Here is a 17,763-nt window from a genome sequence, read left to right as displayed (position 1 = left end):
CGGAAAACAGGGCAACCGGCGTCTTGCGCTGCCCAGGTGCCAGGAATGGGCTCGGTCACTCGGGTGGGAGGGGCATCACCAGGTACCGGTGGGCGCCCGCGTCGTATTCGGTGATCAGGGCGGTGTCGCCGCGCTTGAGTGTGTTGGGGCTGGGTGACCACACGCGGACATTGATGCTGGCGCCGCGCTGGGCCACTTCGGCCCGGCCTTGGCGCTCGTCCACCACGCCGGTCAGCACCTTGCAGGTCTGGCCCACCAGCGAGGCATTGCTTTGCGCCGTGTGGTGCACAAACAGGCCCCGCAGCGGCCGCACGATGCGCGCCGTGATCACCAGCGACAGCGCGGCAGACACGGCGAGGATGGCCAGACCCGCCACCCAGCGCAGGATGTCGGTAGGGATCCACGCCTGCAGCGTGACGGCGGCAAGGCACGACAGCGTCCAGCCCACCAGCACCAGCAGGCTCACCACGATGGAGAACGGAACGCCGCTCAGGCCGAAGGCCACCACGTAGCTGGCGATGGCGCCCAGGTCGTCGGCGCTGGCGTCTGCGTGGGCTTCGATGTCCAGGTCAATGCCGCTGGATTCGAAATCCACCATGCCCACGATGGCCAGCAGCCAATACACCAGCACCACGCCCAGCAGCACGGTGTAGATGGCGGTCGGAAAACTGGTGGCCGCCGCGATGAGATTGGCAAACATGAAATTCCCTCCTGTTCCTCGTATGTTGTGTCTGTGTCGAGGACTGTTTGATGAAAGCCGCGCCCGGTTCAGGGCTCGCTTTTTCCTTTGCCCTTGCGTGGCTGGGGGGGCTGTTCCGCGGTTTTGATGTCGCTCCCCTTGGCGGGCTTGCCGGGCCGCGCTGCCTGCGAGGGGGCGGCGGGCACCTGCTCCACAAAAGCGATCAGCTCGCGCGTGGCGGCCTCTTTGATGCCCAGGCGGTCGTCGGGTGCCAGGCCATAGCGCCCGGCGAGCAGCGTGTAGTCACCCGTGTCCAGCGTCACGGTCAGGCGCGGGCGCTTGGGGCGCGCGGCCACGGGCAGTTTCAGCACACTGCGGATCTGGGTGGAGGTGGACACATTGGCGTGGAAGGCCGCGACCCGGATGGCTTCCATCACCGCCTCTTCCACATCAAAGGCGACCTGCACGGCGCGCAGGGCGGGCTCGGAGCCCTGCCAACGCACCGGCTTGCGCGGTGCTGCGGGGCTCATGGTGCGGCGGGGGGCGTGGTGGTGGTTGTTCCGGTGGCAGCGGCCGCTGCCGCCTGTCGCGCCTTCAATCGCTCCATCACCTGCGCAGCGCGCACCTTGTCGCTGTCGCCAATGCCTGCGTCGGCCAGTTTGCGCTCCAGCGCGCGGTGGCCAAACTCCTGGTCCAGCTGCTCGGCGGCGGCCATGCGGTCGGCCAGGTCTTCGTGGCGCTTCTTGATGCGCTCCAGCGAGTCGCGGGCGCTGGTCAGCTGCGAGCCGGTGGCGCCGATGCTCTCGGAGATGCTCTGCGTGGCACGGTATACGCTCTCGGTGGTCTTGGCGATGCCGATCTCGCGCTCGTGCTCGCGCACACGGGTCTCGGCCGCGCGGATCAAGTCCTTGAGGCGCGACACCTGCATGGCGTAGCTGGCATGGGCCTGGGTCTGCGCGTTCAGCTCGGTTTCCAGCCCCGCCACCCGTTCGGCCACTTCCAGCGCCAGGCCTTCCTCGGCCTTGTTCAGCGCCTGCACAGCCAGGTCTTCATGGCGCAGCAGGTCGGCCTTGATGCGCTCGATGTCGCGCGCCGTCTGCATCTGCTTGGCCATCACGCCGGTCAGCTCGGTCTTGGCCTCGGTGATGCTGTTTTTGGCGTCGATGATTTCTTGCTCATAGATGCGCGTGGCGTTGCCATCGACCACGCTCTGGCCCAGTTCACGGGCGCTGCCGCGCAGCAGGGTGACGAGTTTCTTGATGACCGACATGGTGTTCTCCTGTCAATGTCGAAAGAGCTTTGGGGAAGAAAGGTGGGGCGGCGGAATGAGCGGGCTGCTCAGCGCAGGAATTCCGCCAGCGCATCGAGCGCATCCAACGCGTTGTCGCTGAGCACCGCCACTTCGTGCGCCACGTCTTCGGCGCGGGCCGCGCGGCTCAGGGCGCCCACCAGTACGAAGCGGCCATCCACGCGGCCGAAGGCCGACAAGGGCACGGAGGGGTTCAAATCGAGCAGCGCTTCCATCAGCTCGGCACGCCGCTCGGGCCGCACATCGGCGTCGGTCCACAGGTAGCACAGGCAGATCATCTGCATGTCCGAGCAGGTCACGAAGATGGGCAGCTCGTCGCGCCCTTCGATGCTCACCTGCACCACGGGCACATCACCCGCAATGGGCTGCAACTGCACAGCCACACCGCCCATGAGCGCCGAGGTCAGAACGTCCAGGTTGTTGAGTTGTTCCAGCAAAGTGGCCACGGCGTCTCCTTCATCCTGCGGGTGGGGCAGGCGGCCGGAGGAAGGTCCGTGTGCCTGCATGGATCAGGAGAATAGGGATGCAGACATATCATGTCAACATCATCATTTGTGACCAAATGCAAGTGCGGCGAAACGGGGCGCCAGGGATGGCCATCAGCACGTACCGCAGGATATGTGCGCGTGGTTTGCTATCAATTTAATAGCTATAAGCGCTTTATGGTCGCGCGGTAGGGCCGTTTTTTATCAAGACTTTGGTCCCCTCGACAGGAATCGAACCTGTATCTAGCGCTTAGGAGGCACTCGTTCTATCCATTGAACTACGAGGAGCAAGACAGCCGCGCATTGTAGTGGCGTGCGCGGTTCCCTTTGCCCGCCCGGCCCTCAGTCGTACTTCACCGTATAGATGATGTCCACCGCGCTTTTCTCGCCTGTCTGCCCGCGCAGCGTGAGGCGGCGGGAGAGGTCGTAGAAGATGTAGAGCGTGCCCAGCGTGCCAGACAGGCTGCGCTCGTACGTCACATACAAATCCTTGGACAGGCGTTTGCCGAAGGTCAGGGCCGCAGTGCTGGCGTCGTCGCCCGGGGTGGCGCCGCGAAAACCGATTTCGTCCAGGCCCACGCGGCTGGCGATGTTGGCGGAGCCGGTGTTGCCGCCCTTGCGGCCGAGCAGGGCCAGGGCCGCCTGTTGCAGCACGGCGGCTTCGGCACCGCCTGCGGTGGCGTTGCGGCCCAGCACCACCCACGAGAGTTTTTCGGCGTCGGGCAGGTCGGGGTCGGAATAGAGCTTGACGCGGGGCGCCTGAGCGCTGCCCGTGACCTGCACGCCCGCGCGCACGCTGATGTTGGGGCGCAGCGCCAGGATGTCGAGGGAGGGGTTGTTGTAGGGGCCGTTGAAGCGGATCAGGCCCGTCTCCACGTCCAGCATCTGGCCCCAGGCGCGGTAGCGGCCTTCGTCGGTGCGCACTTCGCCGGTCACGCGCGGCGGGGCGCCGGGCATGGCGCTGCTGCGGATGTCCACCTCACCCGTCAGCCGGGTGGTGATGCCATGGCCGCTGAGCGCAAAGTCGCGCCCTAGGTTGAGCGTGATGGCAATGTCGGGTGGTTTGGCGGTTTCGGCCTGCGCCGCCACCTGGCTGGCTTTGGCGGCGGCCTGGGCCCGGGCCTGGTCTTCGCGGTCTTTGGCGGCCGAGCGCACGACCACGTCGGCGCCCAGGGTGGGCGCGGTTTCGTCGGGCAGGATGATGGTGGCGCGGTCGGTGGTGAGCTTGCCGCGCAGGCTGATCTGGCCCTGCTGCAACTGCGCCTGCAGCTGGCCCGACACGCTGACCTGCCGGTCGGCGCGCACCAGCACCTGCAGGGCCTTGGCCTCGGCCTGCAGGGCCATGGTGATGCCCGACAGGCCGGTGGTTGCCGCAGCGCTGTCGCCCCAGCCCACGCTGCCGGTGGCGGTGAGCGTGCCGCCGTCTTGTGGCGCAGCGGTGCGGTTGCCGCTGAAGCCTGCAATGCGCGCGCCGCTGCCGCGCCCGCCCTGCAGGCGGAACTCGGTGATCTGCAACTGGTTGCCTTGCAGCGTGGCGCGCAGGCGGCCAGCTTGGAGGTCCACGCCATCGACCACCGAGCGCACGGCCATGTCGTCGGCGCCCAGCGTGCCGGCCCAACGCGGCGCATTGCGCGTGCCCGACAGGGTGGCGCTGGCATCCAGCGTGCCGCGCACGCGCCAGCCGGGTGGCGCCAGGGCCGACCACACCCCCACGTCGGGCAGGCGCGCGCGCAGCGTGCCAGCCAGGGGCGCATCGGGCGCCCAGGCAGGGGCGGACCCTGGTGGAGCACTGGGCGTGAGGCGGGTGCTGACGCTGGCCTGCACCTCGCCAGCCCGCTCGCTGGCCCAGGCCAGTTGGGCGCGCAGGGCTTCGCCGTCGATCTCCATGGTGACCTCGGCCTGGCGCACACCGGCGGCGGTGCCTGGTGCATTGGCTGATCCTGCAGGGCGGGCCGAAGCCTCCGTGGCGATCACGGTGGTGGCGCCAGCGCCCGTGCCCTGTCCGCTGCTTTGCACGGCGGTGATGGCGGTGGCATCACCCGCCAGGATGCGCAGGTCGCCACTGGCGCGGCGCAGGCTGGCACTGGCGCGCAGCGGGCCCTGGGTGGTGTCCACATTCCATTGCCCGTCCAGCACGATGCTGGTGGCCAGGCCCATGCGGGCCAGCAGCGGCTGTGTCGGGCGGCCTGCGGCAGAGGGGTTGTCGCCGAGGCCCAGGGCATCGACCCAGGCCATGGGCAGACCCTGCAGCGTGCCTTGGGTTTGCAGTTGCAGCGGGTTGGCACCGGTGGCCATGCGCAGGGGTTGCCACCGCAGCGTGGCGGTGCCGGGCAGGGGGCCGGTCAGGCGGGCCTGGCCTGCCGAGGCCTGCACGGTGTAGCCCGCCGCTGGCGACGACGCACTGGGGCTAGAAGGGGCGCGCGTGGTGAGGGACAGGGGCTCGGCCAGTTGCAGCGTCCAGGGGCCGGGGCGGGCGGCATCTTGCGCCACCAGCCGCAGTGCGCTGATCTGCACCTGAGCGCTTGGTGCGCCTTGCGCGGGGGTGCCCAGCCCACCGGTGGCGCGGGTGTGCAGGACCAGCCGCTGCATCTGCCGGGGCTGGGATGCGTTCAGGCGCGCTTCGCCGTCCAGCACCAGCGTGGCCTGCGCCAGGGTGCCAGAGAGGTCGGCCTTGACAGCGCGCAGCTGCACGGCGGTGGCGCCGCCTGTGCCCTGGCCCGGAGGCAGGGACAGGTCCAGCTGCGGGGTGGAGAGCGCGGCCTGCAGCTCGAAGGGGGCCTTGTCCGCTGGTGGTTTGTTGCCCGTGCTGGTGCCGCTGGCGGATTCCAGCTGCCGGGCCAGCGTTTGCCAGCCGCCTTTCCAACGGGCGGTCAGTTGTGCGGCGCCCTGGGCGGTGGCGCCTTGTAGGGCCTGTTGCAGTGGAGTGCCCACCAGCGGCAGGCTGGCCAGCCAGCGCTGGGTCTGGCCCACATCGGTCCATTGCATGTGCAGGTCGCCCGCACCGGTCTGTGGGGCGATGCTGCCTTGTGCGCGTGCTATGGCGCCCGGCACGGCCAACGTGACCTGGCCCTGGCCCGACAGATCGCCGGGGGCCACACGCAGCTGGGTGGCTTCGACGCGGGCTTGCAACGCGTCCAGCAGCAGGCGCTCCAGCTGCAAGCTGCCACTGGGCTTGGCGGGCGAAGGCGGGTGCCAGCTGCCCTGGGCGGCGAGCGTGTTGATGCGCAGCAGCGGGGCGCGCTGGGTGGTTGATTTGCCCGATGCCACAACGCCAGAGCCGGTGGCCCGGATGTCTGCCGTAAAACGCACCACCTCGCCCTGCATCTGCGCTGCCACGCGGCCTGCCAGCGGGGCGGCCGCCCAGGCGGTGTGCAGGGCGTCGGGGCGCAGGTTGCGCAGTTCGGCCTGGCCCTCCAGCGCGCCGGTGGCGGGGGTGTAGCTGCCGTGCAGGGTGACTGCGCCGGTGCCCGCATTCACCGTGGCGCCGGGCACCGTCCAGCGGGTGCCGTCGTACATCGCGTCGGCCTGCAGCGTGGTGATGGGCAGGCGGGTGTGGTCCCACGGGCCTGCCAGTGCGTTGCGCAGTTGCGCCTGCAGGGCCCAGCCGGTGCTGCCGGTGGCCGCGCCTGGGGTGGGGCCCGCCTGCACGGTGCCATGCAGCTGCGTGGCCGGGGCCTGGGGCCAGAGGGCTGCGAGGTTGACGGCGCGCAGCGTGGCCTGGGCCGATTGCAGGGGCTGTGAGGCCCATGGGGCCAGCGTGGCCTGCACCTCGGCCTGCATGGGGGCGGCGGTGGCGGGCGGTGGCGGTGTGGCCTGGGTCTCTTGCGAGGGAGTGGGTTGGATGCGCGCCTGCAGTTGCAGCTGCGCCGCCGCCGTGGCCAGCGTGCCCTGCAGCGTGGCGTGTGCGCCCAGCTGGATGGCGGAAGTGCCACCAGGCACGGTGGTGCGCACCGTGCCGTCCACGGTGGCGTTCAGCGCCAGGGGCGCCTGGGCCTGCAGCGTCAGCCGCGCGTTGTACTGGCCCTGGGCCAGCTCCACGCCGCCGATATTCAGGCGGTGCTCGCGCCCATCAAAGTGGTAGTCGCCCGCCAGGCCCCGGGCTTCCACCGCTGGGGCGCCTGCCCACTGCAACTGGTCCACGCGAAACGCCACGCCGATGTGCAAGGGCAGCACTAGCTCGGTGGGGGGCGTGGGGGGCTCGGCACTTTGCGGGCCGCCCAGTGGCGTGATCTGCACCCGTGTGGCCTGCACGTCGCCCAGCTCCAGCCTGCGCTGCAACAAGGGCGCCAGTTGCCAGCCCAGGCGCAGGTCGGTCACTTCGACGGACAGGCTGGGGCTGCTCCAGCGCAGCCAGCCGATGCGCCCACCGCTGCGCAGCGAGCCGGTGACTTCGCGGCTTTCCAGCTGCTGCTCGGCGGGCAGGTACTGCGCGGCGCGGGCCAGCGAGGTGGCCAGCGACGTGCCGCTGCCCGCCCACCACCACAGGAGCGCGCTGGCCGTGAGCAGCAGGGCCACCAGCGCTACCAGCAGCCAGCCCAGGGCCCGCAGCGCGCGGTAGGCACCGGGTGGGCGCGGTGGGCGGGGGCGCTGGGCCGATGAAGACCCGGCGCTGAAGTCGGACGCACGGGCGCGCCGTGCGGGATGGGGCGGGGTGCTGCTCATCGCCATCAGAAGCTGAACCCCAGCCGCAGGTGCAGCCGCAGTTCCTGGGTTTTGACGCCATAGGCCAGGTCGGCCTGCAGGGGCCCCACGGGGCTGCGCCAACGCACGCCAGCCCCCACGCCCACGCGGGGGCTCAGGTCGCCCACTTTGTCGGCCACGGCGCCGGCATCGACGAACAGCGTGCTCTCCCAGTCGGTCATCTGGCCCTTGTAGACGATGGGGCGTTGCCATTCCACGCTGCCCACGGCCAGGTAGCGGCCACCATAGAGCTGGCCGTTGTCGGTGCGCGCTCCAATGCTGCGGTAGCCGTAGCCGCGCACCGTGGTGTCTCCGCCGGTGATGAACAGCTGCGTCACAGGGATCTGCGCGCCATCGCGGGCGAGCACGACCCCGGCCTCGGCCCGCAGGGCCAGCCGGGCGTTGCGGCCTGTGCCTGCATCGTCGGTCACCCGCCCGGCGGGCACGAAGGATTGCCAGCGCACCAGGGTACGCACAAACGGGTCGCGCTCAGGCCGCAGCGTGGTGCCCAGGCCCAGCTCCACGGCGATTCCATGGCCGCGCGTGGGGGCGGTGAGGCTGTTGAAGTAGCGGCCCGTCCAGCCGTAGTTCACGCTGAGGGCCGTGCTGGTGTCAGACGGCGACTGCACGTTGGCGGCCAGCCCCTGGCTGTTGGCGTAGTCGTATTGCACAAAGTAGTTGCGGTCGATGTGCCGGGTGCTTTTGCTGCGGCCTGCGCGCAGGCGGCTGCTGTTCACGTCGTAGTCGCCGGTGGATTCGCGCTGCAGCTCGCCGCCCGCAAACCAGCGCCAGCCCCGGTCGTCCGGCAGGTCGGTCCATTCGCTGCTGGCCTGCTGGGTCTCGCGGTCCACTGCCAGCTTGCTCACGGCGCGCCAGCCCAGGCCGGGCATCTGGTTGTGGATATGTTCCAGCGACAGGCGCGCGCCGCTGTCCGTCGAGAACCCTGGCCCGAACACCAGCTTTTGCACCTTGGCCTCGCGCACCTGGGCCGCCACGGGCGCAGCCTGCGGGTCGGTGCCCTCGGTGTCGAGCGTGAGGAACACGGCGTCGTAGTAACCGCTGCTGGCCAGCCGCAGCTGGGCGTCCAGCATTTCGGCCTCGTCGTACACGGCCCCAGTGGGCAGGCGGGCCAGGCGCCGTGCGCCATCGGGGTCGTAGCGCTGGCTGCCCTCCACGCGCAGCGGCCCGAAGCGGTAGGCGGGGCCGGGTTCGTAGGTCACGCTGAGATGGGCTTCGTGTTTGTCGGCGTCGATCTCGGCCCGGCTTTTGTCAATGCGGGCGGTGGGGTGGCGGCGCGCCTGCAGCTGGCGCAGGCCATCGTTCTTGGCCGCGTCCCAGGCAGACTGGGTGAAGGGCTGGCCGGGTGTCAGTGACCAATTGCGCTGCACGCGCTGCTGCTGGCGGGTGCTGGCGTCCGGGGGCTGATTGCCTGTGGCTTCGGCGGCTGCCGTGCGGCCGGGGCTGAAGAGCACTTCTGCGCGGGCCACCTGGGTCTGCGGCCCGGGTTCCACGGTGACGACCACGGCGCGGGGGGCGTTGGGGCTGTCGGGGGTTTCGGTCAGCTCCACGGTGATGGTGGGGGCAAAGTAGCCCATCGTGCCCAGCAGCTCGCGGGCATTGGCGTCGGCGGCGCCCAGCAGGCGCTGCAGCTCGTTGGCATGCAGGTCGGGCAGGTGGCGAAAGCGCTGCAGCTCCAGGTGGCGTTCCAGGGTGTCTTGCACAGTGGCCGGTGCGCGCACCTGCAGGTCGAACGCGGGTGTGGCGGATTCGGCAATGGCTGCGGTGGAGGCCTCCTGGTGGTCGTCGCTTTTCTCACTGCGTGGCAGCAGGCTGCACCCGCTCAGGCACAGCGCGCCGATAAGCAGCAACGCCGACCATGGGGCCGGCGTTGGGGGATTGGCGCAGGAGCGCAGGACGCGAAAGGGCACGGCTACAAAGGATGGGGTTGGACGGTGGGGGCTCGCTGTTTAAAACCAGCCCGCCGCCACTATGCACTGAAAAGCGTCCCGCCCGTGTCAGACAGCGGCGCGCAATGGGCTCTTTGTGCCGTCAACCGCTGTGCTTACTTTGACAGCAGCCGCATGGTTTCTTCCAGCCCCTTGAGTGACAGCGGGTACATGCGATTGCCCAGCAGCTGCTGGATGATGCTGATGCTCTGGCGGTACTGCCACACGCCCTGGGGCTCGGGGTTGATCCATGCGTGTTTGGGAAACGCGTGGGTCAGGCGCTGGATCCACTCGGCGCCCGCTTCCTCGTTGTTGTATTCCACACTGCCGCCGGGCTGCAGGATCTCGTACGGGCTCATGGTCGCGTCGCCCACAAAGATCAGCTTGTAGTCGCGGTTGTACTTGCGGATGATGTCCCAGGTGGGGAACTTCTCGGCGAAGCGGCGGCGGTTGTTCTTCCACATGAAGTCGTACACGCAGTTGTGGAAGTAGTAGAACTCCAGGTGCTTGAACTCCGACTTCACCGCGCTGAAGAGTTCTTCCACGCGCTGGATGTGTTCGTCCATGGTGCCGCCCACGTCCATCAGCAGCAGCACCTTCACGTTGTTGTGGCGCTCGGGCACCATCTTGATGTCCAGGTAGCCCGCGTTGGCGGCCGTGCTGCGGATGGTGTCAGGCAGGTCCAGCTCCAGCTCATGCCCCTCGCGCGCAAACTTGCGCAGGCGGCGCAGCGCCACCTTGATGTTGCGCGTGCCCAGCTCCTGCTGGTCGTCGTAGTCCTTGTAGGCGCGCTGTTCCCACACCTTCACCGCGCTCTTGTTCTTGCCCGCGCCGCCAATGCGCACGCCTTGCGGGTTGTAGCCGCCGTGGCCAAACGGGCTGGTGCCGCCCGTGCCGATCCATTTGCTGCCGCCCTCGTGGCGCTCCTTTTGTTCTTCGAGGCGCTTCTTCAGCGTCTCCATGAGCTCGTCCCAGCCCATCTTCTCGATGGCGGCCTTTTGCTCGGGCGTGAGCTCGTTTTCCAGGATCTTGCGCAGCCAATCGGCCGGGATTTCCTTGGTGAAATCGGCCACCATCTCCACGCCCTTGAAGTAGGCGCCGAAGGCCCGGTCGAACTTGTCGTAGTGTTTCTCGTCCTTGACCAGCGTGAGGCGCGAGAGGTTGTAGAAATCGTCCAGGCTCCACGCGTCGTCCGACTTGGGGCCCACCACACCGGCCTGCAGGGCTTCGAGCAGGGTGAGGTATTCCTTGACCGACACGGGCAGCTTGGCCGAGCGCAGGGTGTAGAAGAAGTCGATCAGCATGTTTTTGGCTCCTTGCGCTCGTCAGGCGGGCGTGTTGCGCTCCAAAAGGTATAGCAATTGGGTGCGCGCCTCAGGCCACTCGCCCGCGCGCATGCTGTACATCACCGTGTCACGGATGGTGCCGTCGCGGCGCAGCGCGTGGCCACGGATCACACCGTCCTTTTTGGCGCCCAGGCGCTCGATGGCCTTTTGGGATGCGAAGTTGTAGTTGTCGGTGCGCCAGCCCACCACATTGCAGCCCAGGGTGTCGAAGGCGTGGCCCATCATCAATAGCTTGCAGGTAGTGTTGACATGGCTGCGCTGCACGCTCTGGCGGTACCAGGTGTAGCCAATCTCCACCCGGCGCGCGGCGGGCAGGATGTCGTGGTAGCTGGTGCTGCCCAGCACGGCGTTGGTGGCCTCATCGACCACGGCGAATGCAAAGCGGTCACGTGTGGCCAGGGCGGTTTCGATGTAGGCGCGGGTGTCCTGGGGCTCGGGCACCGAGGTCACGCGCAGCTTCCATAGCTCGCCGTCGGCGGCGGCCAGTCGCAGGCCTTCCTCGTGCGAAAGGGCCAGGGGCTCCAGGCGCACACCCCGGTCGCGCAGGGTGATGGGTTCTACAAAAGCCATGGCTGTTGCTCCGGACGCTGCCTCAGTCCTTGGCGGGCTTGCTGCGGCGGCTGGCCTGCCAGCGTTTGGCGGCATGCAGGCCCAGGCCACCGCCCAACCCGACCAGGGCAATGCCCAGCAGGGCCGGGGTGCCATAGCCTGGGGCAAAGATGTCCATGCCAAGCCACTGGCCCAGCCAGAAGCCAGCCAGTGCGCCGCCGACAAAACCGACGGCGTCAGAGATGCCGTCTGCGAGAGACGGAGTGTTGGGGGCGCTCATGGTGCGGCCAGTCCGAAGAATCAACGATTTCGCTGGTTCATGAACACCAGCTTTTCAAACAGGCTCACGTCCTGTTCGTTCTTGAGCAGCGCGCCCACCAGCGGGGGCACGGCCACCTTGTTGTCAGCACTTTGCAGTGCCGTGAGCGGGATGTCTTCGGCCACCAGCAGCTTGAGCCAGTCGATCAGTTCGCTGGTCGAAGGCTTCTTTTTCAGACCGGGCAGATTGCGCACGTCATAGAACGTTTTCATCGCCACGCTGAGCAGCTCGCTCTTGAGCGTGGGGAAGTGCACGTTGATGATCTGCCGCATGGTGTCGGCTTCGGGGAACTTGATGAAGTGGAAGAAGCAGCGGCGCAGGAAGGCGTCGGGCAGCTCCTTTTCGTTGTTGGAGGTGATGAACACCAGCGGGCGGTGCTTGGCCTTGATGAGTTCGCGCGTCTCGTAGCAGTAGAACTCCATGCGGTCGATCTCGCGCAGCAGGTCGTTCGGGAACTCGATGTCGGCCTTGTCGATTTCGTCGATCAGCAGCGCCACGGGACGGTCGGCCGTGAAGGCCTGCCACAGCACGCCTTGCACGATGTAGTTGCGGATGTTCTTCACGCGCTCGGCGCTGTCGCCATCGTTGAGCTGGCTGTCGCGCAGGCGGCTCACGGCGTCGTATTCATACAGGCCCTGCTGGGCCTTGGTGGTGGACTTGATGTGCCACTGCAACAGCGGCATATCGAGCGCCTGGGCCACTTCCTCGGCCAGCATCGTCTTGCCCGTGCCGGGCTCGCCCTTGATCAGCAGCGGCCGTTGCAGCGTGATGGCAGCATTCACGGCGAGCATCAGGTCTTGGGTGGCGACGTAGTTCTGGGAGCCTTGGAATTTCATGGGGGAAAACACCGGATCGTTGATGAATGGGCTTGACAGGGCGCTGGCTATAATCAACGGCTGATCAGAGCCCAGAGCTGAACTTCCACGAGATTGTGCGCGCAAAATGAACAAAACGCTGACCACGCTATTTGCCCTGGCTGTCGCTTCCGTGACCGCCGTCTCCCATGCCCAGGAAGCCAAAGGCGACGTGGAAGCTGGCAAGCAAAAGATTGCCATGTGCATTGGCTGCCACGGCATCGTTGGCTACCAGGCCAGCTTTCCCGAGATCCACAAGGTGCCCATGATCTCGGGCCAAAGCGCCAAGTTCATCACCGCCGCCCTGGTGGCCTATCAGAAGGGCGAGCGCAAGCACCCCACCATGCGCGGCATCGCCGAATCCCTGTCCGAGAAGGACATCGCCGATGTGTCGGCCTACTACGAACAACACGGCAAGACCGGTGCCGAGCTGCCCGCCAAGCCCGGCCGCGAGCCCAGCGTGCAAGTGGCCGAGTTGCTCAAGAAAGGCGCTTGTGTCTCCTGCCACGGCGACAACTTCGCCAAGCCCATCGATCCTTCCTACCCCAAGATCGCGGGCCAGCACGCCGACTACCTCTTTGTAGCCCTCAAGTCCTACAAGGTCGAGAAGAACGCCAATGTGGGCCGCAACAACGCCATCATGGGTGGCGTGGCCAAGCAGTTCACCAATGCCGAGCTGAAGGCCCTGGCCAACTACATCAGCAGCGTCGATGGCGACCTGCACGTGGTGCCCCAGTCGCGTTTCCGCTGATACGGCCAATTGGTCCACGCACCCCAAAGCCCGCCTTGGCGGGCTTTTTTCATGGGGCTGCGGGTGCGGGCGCAGGCGCCCCTCACCGGTGAGCGGGCCCTTGCCAAAGTCGCGGGCGAGCCTGAACGCGCCCAGCGCCTACAAGGGGTTTTGGTGGGCCTTTGTAGAATAGGCGCGGGTGTCGCAATCATGGGGTTCGGCAGGTTCATGCGCTGGTCGGGCCGCCGCGCGGCTTTTCTGCGACCCATGAACTCCTCTCCGACCCTGATCCAAGTGATCGGCGCCGTCCTGTTCGGACTGGCCATCCTCCACACCTTCTCCACCAAGTTCTTCGAGCATCTGGCGCACACGCAGCCGCGGCATGCGGGCATCTGGCATTTGCTGGGTGAGGTGGAGGTTGTCTTCGGCTTCTGGGCCATGGTGCTCATGCTGTTCATGTTTTCCATCAGCGGAAAACAGGAGGCCACGGCCTACCTGGACTCGCGCGATTTCACGGAGCCCTTGTTCGTGTTTGCGATCATGGTGATCGCTGCCACCCGCCCCATCCTGGAGCTGGCCGGGGCTGTGGTGCGCGCGCTGGCGGCCCTGCTGCCCGTGCAGCGCGGCATGGCCATGTACTTTGTGGTGCTGGCGGTGGTGCCCCTGCTTGGCTCGTTCATCACCGAACCCGCAGCGATGACGCTGGCGGCGCTGATGCTGCGCGATACGCTGTTCTCGCAGCCTCTCTCCAGCCGCCTCAAGTATTCGACACTGGGCGTGCTGTTTGTGAACATCTCGATCGGTGGAACCCTCACGCCTTTTGCGGCGCCGCCGGTGCTCATGGTGGCTGCCAAGTGGAACTGGGACATCTGGTTCATGGTGTCCCACTTTGGCTGGAAGGCGGCAGTGGCCGTGCTGATCAACGCGGGCATCGCGATGCTGATTTTCCGCAACCAAGTCGGGCACATGGGCCGCAAGATGCCTGCCTCCGAGTCCCCGGTGCCATGGACCGTGACGTTGGTGCACCTTTTGTTCCTGGTGCTGGTGGTGGTGTTTGCCCACCATCCCGCCGTGTTCCTGGGCCTGTTCCTGTTTTTCATGGGGTTCACCACGGCTTACCAGCGCCACCAAAGTCCGCTGATCCTGCGCGAGGCACTGCTGGTGGCGTTCTTCCTGGCCGGGCTGGTGGTGCTTGGCGGCTTGCAGCAATGGTGGCTCCAGCCCGTGCTCATGAAGATGGACGCCAATGTCGTGTTCTTTGGTGCAGCAGCACTCACCGCCTTCACCGACAACGCAGCGCTGACTTACCTGGGCTCGCTGGTCGAGGGCCTCAGCGACGAGTTCAAGGTGGCCCTGGTGGCGGGCGCCGTGACGGGCGGCGGCCTGACTGTGATTGCCAACGCGCCGAATCCTGCCGGGGCATCGATCCTGAAGGAGAAGTTCTCGCAGGGCGTTATCAACCCGCTGGGCCTGCTGCTGGGCGCGTTGCCACCCACGCTGGTGGCGGTGCTGGCGTTCAGGTTGTTGTGACCGCCATGACCCGTGCGGGGCTCAGTCCCGCGTGGCGCGCCGCTGCACGCAGGCGATGTAGGCCTCGCCATCGGGCGGGCGGCCTGCGCGCTGGCTCTCCCACAGCATCTCGCCCAGGCAGTCCATGGCCGCATGGTGGGCATCGTGCAGCGAATCGAGCCGCGCCGTCAGCAGCTCTACCGCCTGGCGGATGCCGCGCGGCTGGTCGATGCTGCACTGCTCGCTGATCGACAGGTGCATCGACAGGTGCAAAAACGGATTGGTCTGGCCGGGCGTCTCGTCGTAGTTGCGCGCCACAGCGGCATCGGCATCCGACAGGTCGGCGTGGTATTCGGGGTGCTCGGCGATCCACAGGCTGGCCAGCGTCTCGATGGCCTCCATGGGGGCGCCGCTCTGGGTCTTGGCGTGCACACCGCACAGAAAGCGGCGCACATCGGCTTGGGAGGGGCTGAACATGGGGCGTGAGGGTAGCACGCGCCTTTTTGCCTTGAGGGCTGCAGGGTCGCGCCTGTGCGCTACGCCGTGCTGCGGCCGCGTCCTACGCGCCCTGGGCGGGGCGGCTCCTACATTGGCTGGGCGCAAAGACACGGAGCCGGGTCCGCTTTGTCGCAGTCCTTCAAACCCGGCATGGGGAGAAATGCCATGAATGCAATGCGAATCGTTGGTGTGCTGTTGCTGGTGCTGGGCCTGGCCGGTTTTCTGACCGGGGGCTTCAGTTTCACCAAGGAGAGCACCCAGGCCAAGCTGGGCCCGCTGGAGCTGACCGTCAAGGAGAAGGAGTCCGTCAACATCCCGCAGTGGATGAGCCTGGGCGCCATGGTGATCGGCGGCGTGGTGCTGGTGCTCGGCTTTCGCAAGCGCTGAGGCGTTTCGCTGGGCCTGTGTCTTGGGGCGCGGGCCCGTTGTGCCTCAGCCCATTCAGCGCAGCGAGCGGTTGGTGTTGATGCCCCGCGCCTTGCACCCACGCACGGCAAGGGCCACCGGGGTTTCAGCCCCGGCTGCTCGTTGCGCTGAGTGCGCGATACACCCGTCGCCGGATCTCAGCCGCGTGGCGCACCCATCATCCGCGAGATGGTCCGTGCCGCGCTCAGCAGCGCAGGCAGCAGCGTCTCCTGCATCACCGCCGCACTTGTGCGGTTGGCTTGGCCGCTGATGTTGAGCGCCGCCACCGTCTGCCCGGTGCGGTTGGTCAGTGGTGCGGCGATCGAGATCAAACCTTCTTCCAACTCCTGGTTCACTAGGCACCAGCCCTGCTGCCGCGCCTGGCGGATGTGGGCCAGCAGTGCATCGACATCGGTGGTGGTGTGTTCGGTAAAACGCTGCAGGGGGTGGCCCTGCAGCCGGGCCTGCAGTTCGGCGTCCGGCAACCCGGCCAGCAGCATGCGGCCCATGGACGTCCAGCACGCGGGCAGACGCGAGCCCACGCCCAGCGTGGTTCGCATGATCTTGTGGGTGGGCACGCGCAGCACATAGACGATGTCCAGGCCGTCGAGCACGGCGGCCGATGACGACTCGCGCACCTCTTCCACCAGGTCCTCCATCACCGGCTCGGCCAGGTTCCAGATGGGCAGCGAGGACAGGTAGGCAAACCCCAAGTCCAGGATGCGCGGGCTCAGGCGAAACAGCTTGCCGTCCGTCTCCACATAACCCAGCGTCTGCAGCGTGAGCAGGATGCGGCGCGCACCGGCGCGGGTCAGGCCTGTCTGCGCGGCGACTTCACTCAGGGTTTGCTGCGGCGTGGCCGCGCTGAACGAGCGGATCACCTCCAGCCCGCGCGCGAACGACTGCACGTAGCTGTCGCTCGGTTTGGGGTCTTTGGCTTCAGGGGTTTGGGAATTCATACGTATGCCAACTATAATTCTTTAAGCGAACATTTGTTCTTTATGCGAACAAATTTCAAAGAGACAACAGAGAAACCAAGAAAGCGTTGCAATGATCAACAAACTGGCGGACTCGGTGGCCCAGGCCCTTGCGGGGGTAAAGGATGGTGCCACGGTGTTGATAGGTGGGTTCGGCACGGCCGGCATTCCGGGCGAGCTGATCGATGGCCTCATCGCCCAGGGGGCGCGTGACCTCACGGTGGTCAACAACAACGCAGGCAATGCCGATCAGGGCCTGGCCGCGCTGCTCAAGGCCGGGCAGGTGCGCAAGATCATTTGCAGTTTTCCGCGCCAGGTCGATAGCTACGTGTTCGACGGCCTGTATCGCAGTGGCAAGCTGGAGCTGGAACTGGTGCCCCAGGGCAATCTGGCCGAGCGCCTGCGCGCTGCGGGCGCGGGCATCGGCGCTTTCTTCTGCCCCACGGCCTATGGCACCGAATTGGCGGCGGGCAAGGAGACGCGCGAGATCAATGGCAAACACTACGTGCTGGAGTACCCCATCCACGGCGACGTGGCCCTGATCAAGGCCGAGAAGGGCGACCGCTGGGGCAACCTGACCTACCGCATGTCGGCGCGCAACTTTGGCCCCGTGATGGCCACCGCCGCCAAGACCACGATTGCCACCGTGCACGAGGTGGTGGAGCTGGGCGCGCTGGACCCCGAAGCCATCGTCACGCCCGGCATCTACGTGAGCCATGTCGTGAAGATCGCGCGCACGGCCACGCAGGCGGGTGGATTCAAAAAATCAGCATGAAATTGGCACCTACCGCCTGAGGAGTAAGCGTGAGTAGCTATCAAAAGCGTAGTAAAGACGAACTGGCGAAACGCGTGGCGCAAGACATCCACGACGGCGCGTACGTCAACCTGGGCATCGGCCAGCCGACCCTGGTGGCCAACCACATCCCCGAGGGCCGCGAGGTCATCCTGCAAAGCGAAAACGGCATTCTGGGCATGGGCCCTGCGCCCGCTGCGGGGCTGGAGGACTACGATCTGATCAACGCGGGCAAGCAGCCCGTGACGTTGCTGCCTGGCGGTGCGTACTTCCACCACGCCGATAGCTTCGCGATGATGCGCGGCGGACACCTCGACATCTGCGTGCTGGGCGCCTTCCAGGTCAGCGCCACGGGTGACCTGGCCAACTGGAGCACGGGCGAGCCCGGCGCCATCCCCGCCGTGGGCGGGGCCATGGACCTGGCCATCGGCGCCAAGCAGACCTGGGTGATGATGGACCTGCTGACCAAGCAGGGCGCGAGCAAGATCGTCACGCAATGCACCTACCCGCTCACCGGTGTCGCGTGCGTGAAGCGCATCTACACCGATCTGTGCACACTGGCCTGTACACCCACCGGACTGCAGCTCATCGACACCGTGCCCGGCCTGTCGCTGGCCGAGCTGGAGCAACTGGTGGGCCTTCCCATCCGTGCAACCGCCTGACCGAATACAACCCCCCAAGCAA

The 17,763-nt window shown here is 66.9% G+C and carries 17 protein-coding genes and 1 tRNA gene; 5 read left to right on the top strand and 13 right to left on the bottom strand.

Annotated elements, in window-relative coordinates; genetic code table 11:
• Positions 1-55: 55 nt before the first annotated feature.
• The 11 genes from AC07Z7_RS07630 to AC07Z7_RS07580 form a co-directional block, all read right to left on the bottom strand.
• A complete protein-coding gene (locus AC07Z7_RS07630; RefSeq protein WP_252659094.1) occupies positions 56-700 on the bottom strand; it encodes an OB-fold-containig protein in 645 nt (214 codons plus the stop codon).
• A 68-nt stretch (positions 701-768) separates the two neighbouring features.
• Positions 769-1,209: a hypothetical protein gene (locus tag AC07Z7_RS07625; protein ID WP_494765878.1), complete on the bottom strand. Its 441-nt coding sequence runs from the start codon at positions 1,207-1,209 to the stop codon at positions 769-771.
• The gene (locus tag AC07Z7_RS07620; protein WP_252659096.1) at positions 1,206-1,949 is read right to left on the bottom strand and encodes a PspA/IM30 family protein; all 744 of its coding nucleotides are present in this window, start codon (positions 1,947-1,949) and stop codon (positions 1,206-1,208) included. Before AC07Z7_RS07620 ends, AC07Z7_RS07625 begins: the two co-directional genes overlap by 4 nt.
• A 68-nt stretch (positions 1,950-2,017) precedes the next feature.
• Positions 2,018-2,494, bottom strand: a complete 477-nt coding sequence (locus AC07Z7_RS07615; protein WP_494765877.1) for a YjfI family protein — start codon at positions 2,492-2,494, stop codon at positions 2,018-2,020.
• A 192-nt stretch (positions 2,495-2,686) separates the two neighbouring features.
• Positions 2,687-2,761: transfer RNA gene (locus AC07Z7_RS07610), tRNA-Arg, on the bottom strand.
• Between the two features lie 54 nt (positions 2,762-2,815).
• Positions 2,816-7,135, bottom strand: coding sequence for a translocation/assembly module TamB domain-containing protein (locus tag AC07Z7_RS07605; protein WP_494765876.1), 4,320 nt, complete (start codon positions 7,133-7,135; stop codon positions 2,816-2,818).
• Positions 7,136-7,140: 5 nt separating this feature from the next.
• Positions 7,141-9,081 (bottom strand): autotransporter assembly complex protein TamA, encoded by a 1,941-nt coding sequence (locus AC07Z7_RS07600; RefSeq protein ID WP_494765875.1) that lies wholly within the window; start codon positions 9,079-9,081, stop codon positions 7,141-7,143.
• Positions 9,082-9,215: 134 nt separating this feature from the next.
• Positions 9,216-10,403 (bottom strand): vWA domain-containing protein, encoded by a 1,188-nt coding sequence (locus AC07Z7_RS07595; RefSeq protein ID WP_094291382.1) that lies wholly within the window; start codon positions 10,401-10,403, stop codon positions 9,216-9,218.
• A 21-nt stretch (positions 10,404-10,424) separates the two neighbouring features.
• Positions 10,425-11,015: a GNAT family N-acetyltransferase gene (locus AC07Z7_RS07590; RefSeq protein WP_494765874.1), complete on the bottom strand. Its 591-nt coding sequence runs from the start codon at positions 11,013-11,015 to the stop codon at positions 10,425-10,427.
• 22 nt (positions 11,016-11,037) lie between these two features.
• Positions 11,038-11,274: a hypothetical protein gene (locus tag AC07Z7_RS07585; RefSeq protein WP_094291380.1), complete on the bottom strand. Its 237-nt coding sequence runs from the start codon at positions 11,272-11,274 to the stop codon at positions 11,038-11,040.
• 20 nt (positions 11,275-11,294) lie between these two features.
• Positions 11,295-12,149, bottom strand: coding sequence for an AAA family ATPase (locus tag AC07Z7_RS07580; RefSeq protein WP_063458900.1), 855 nt, complete (start codon positions 12,147-12,149; stop codon positions 11,295-11,297).
• A gap of 106 nt (positions 12,150-12,255) precedes the next feature.
• Between AC07Z7_RS07580 and AC07Z7_RS07575 the strand changes: the two genes are divergently transcribed.
• Positions 12,256-12,918, top strand: a complete 663-nt coding sequence (locus AC07Z7_RS07575) for a c-type cytochrome (RefSeq protein ID WP_094291379.1) — start codon at positions 12,256-12,258, stop codon at positions 12,916-12,918.
• 246 nt (positions 12,919-13,164) lie between these two features.
• On the top strand, positions 13,165-14,427 hold the full coding sequence (locus tag AC07Z7_RS07570) for a putative Na+/H+ antiporter (RefSeq protein ID WP_494765873.1): 1,263 nt from the start codon (positions 13,165-13,167) through the stop codon (positions 14,425-14,427).
• A 21-nt stretch (positions 14,428-14,448) separates the two neighbouring features.
• On the opposite strand, the gene AC07Z7_RS07565 is transcribed toward AC07Z7_RS07570, so the two are convergent.
• A complete protein-coding gene (locus AC07Z7_RS07565) occupies positions 14,449-14,883 on the bottom strand; it encodes a DUF1841 family protein (RefSeq protein ID WP_063458898.1) in 435 nt (144 codons plus the stop codon).
• Between the two features lie 186 nt (positions 14,884-15,069).
• Here AC07Z7_RS07565 and AC07Z7_RS07560 point away from each other — a divergent pair, with 186 nt between their 5' ends.
• On the top strand, positions 15,070-15,291 hold the full coding sequence (locus AC07Z7_RS07560; RefSeq protein ID WP_199865904.1) for a hypothetical protein: 222 nt from the start codon (positions 15,070-15,072) through the stop codon (positions 15,289-15,291).
• Between the two features lie 176 nt (positions 15,292-15,467).
• On the opposite strand, the gene AC07Z7_RS07555 is transcribed toward AC07Z7_RS07560, so the two are convergent.
• Complete coding sequence (locus tag AC07Z7_RS07555) at positions 15,468-16,268, bottom strand: IclR family transcriptional regulator domain-containing protein (RefSeq protein ID WP_494765872.1); 801 nt, start codon at positions 16,266-16,268, stop codon at positions 15,468-15,470.
• A gap of 91 nt (positions 16,269-16,359) precedes the next feature.
• Here AC07Z7_RS07555 and AC07Z7_RS07550 point away from each other — a divergent pair, with 91 nt between their 5' ends.
• Entirely contained in the window at positions 16,360-17,061 is a 702-nt protein-coding gene (locus tag AC07Z7_RS07550) for a 3-oxoacid CoA-transferase subunit A (RefSeq protein ID WP_422847656.1), read from the top strand.
• A gap of 29 nt (positions 17,062-17,090) precedes the next feature.
• Positions 17,091-17,741: a 3-oxoacid CoA-transferase subunit B gene (locus tag AC07Z7_RS07545; RefSeq protein WP_494765871.1), complete on the top strand. Its 651-nt coding sequence runs from the start codon at positions 17,091-17,093 to the stop codon at positions 17,739-17,741.
• The last annotated feature ends 22 nt before the right edge of the window (positions 17,742-17,763 follow it).

Source organism: Acidovorax sp. GW101-11A03 (assembly GCF_059424825.1).
Note: the sequence above shows the minus strand (reverse complement) of the source record. Positions and strands in the feature narration are given on the sequence as shown.

Bases quoted from the DNA above. Each gene is read 5' to 3' on its own strand.
- AC07Z7_RS07630 (WP_252659094.1), bottom strand. From the start codon at position 700: ATGTTTGCCAATCTCATCGCGGCGGCCACCAGTTTTCCGACCGCCATC.
- AC07Z7_RS07625 (WP_494765878.1), bottom strand. From the start codon at position 1,209: ATGAGCCCCGCAGCACCGCGCAAGCCGGTGCGTTGGCAGGGCTCCGAG.
- AC07Z7_RS07620 (WP_252659096.1), bottom strand. From the start codon at position 1,949: ATGTCGGTCATCAAGAAACTCGTCACCCTGCTGCGCGGCAGCGCCCGT.
- AC07Z7_RS07615 (WP_494765877.1), bottom strand. From the start codon at position 2,494: ATGCAGGCACACGGACCTTCCTCCGGCCGCCTGCCCCACCCGCAGGAT.
- AC07Z7_RS07605 (WP_494765876.1), bottom strand. From the start codon at position 7,135: ATGAGCAGCACCCCGCCCCATCCCGCACGGCGCGCCCGTGCGTCCGAC.
- AC07Z7_RS07595 (WP_094291382.1), bottom strand. From the start codon at position 10,403: ATGCTGATCGACTTCTTCTACACCCTGCGCTCGGCCAAGCTGCCCGTG.
- AC07Z7_RS07590 (WP_494765874.1), bottom strand. From the start codon at position 11,015: ATGGCTTTTGTAGAACCCATCACCCTGCGCGACCGGGGTGTGCGCCTG.
- AC07Z7_RS07585 (WP_094291380.1), bottom strand. From the start codon at position 11,274: ATGAGCGCCCCCAACACTCCGTCTCTCGCAGACGGCATCTCTGACGCC.
- AC07Z7_RS07580 (WP_063458900.1), bottom strand. From the start codon at position 12,149: ATGAAATTCCAAGGCTCCCAGAACTACGTCGCCACCCAAGACCTGATG.
- AC07Z7_RS07575 (WP_094291379.1), top strand. From the start codon at position 12,256: ATGAACAAAACGCTGACCACGCTATTTGCCCTGGCTGTCGCTTCCGTG.
- AC07Z7_RS07570 (WP_494765873.1), top strand. From the start codon at position 13,165: ATGAACTCCTCTCCGACCCTGATCCAAGTGATCGGCGCCGTCCTGTTC.
- AC07Z7_RS07565 (WP_063458898.1), bottom strand. From the start codon at position 14,883: ATGTTCAGCCCCTCCCAAGCCGATGTGCGCCGCTTTCTGTGCGGTGTG.
- AC07Z7_RS07560 (WP_199865904.1), top strand. From the start codon at position 15,070: ATGAATGCAATGCGAATCGTTGGTGTGCTGTTGCTGGTGCTGGGCCTG.
- AC07Z7_RS07555 (WP_494765872.1), bottom strand. From the start codon at position 16,268: ATGAATTCCCAAACCCCTGAAGCCAAAGACCCCAAACCGAGCGACAGC.
- AC07Z7_RS07550 (WP_422847656.1), top strand. From the start codon at position 16,360: ATGATCAACAAACTGGCGGACTCGGTGGCCCAGGCCCTTGCGGGGGTA.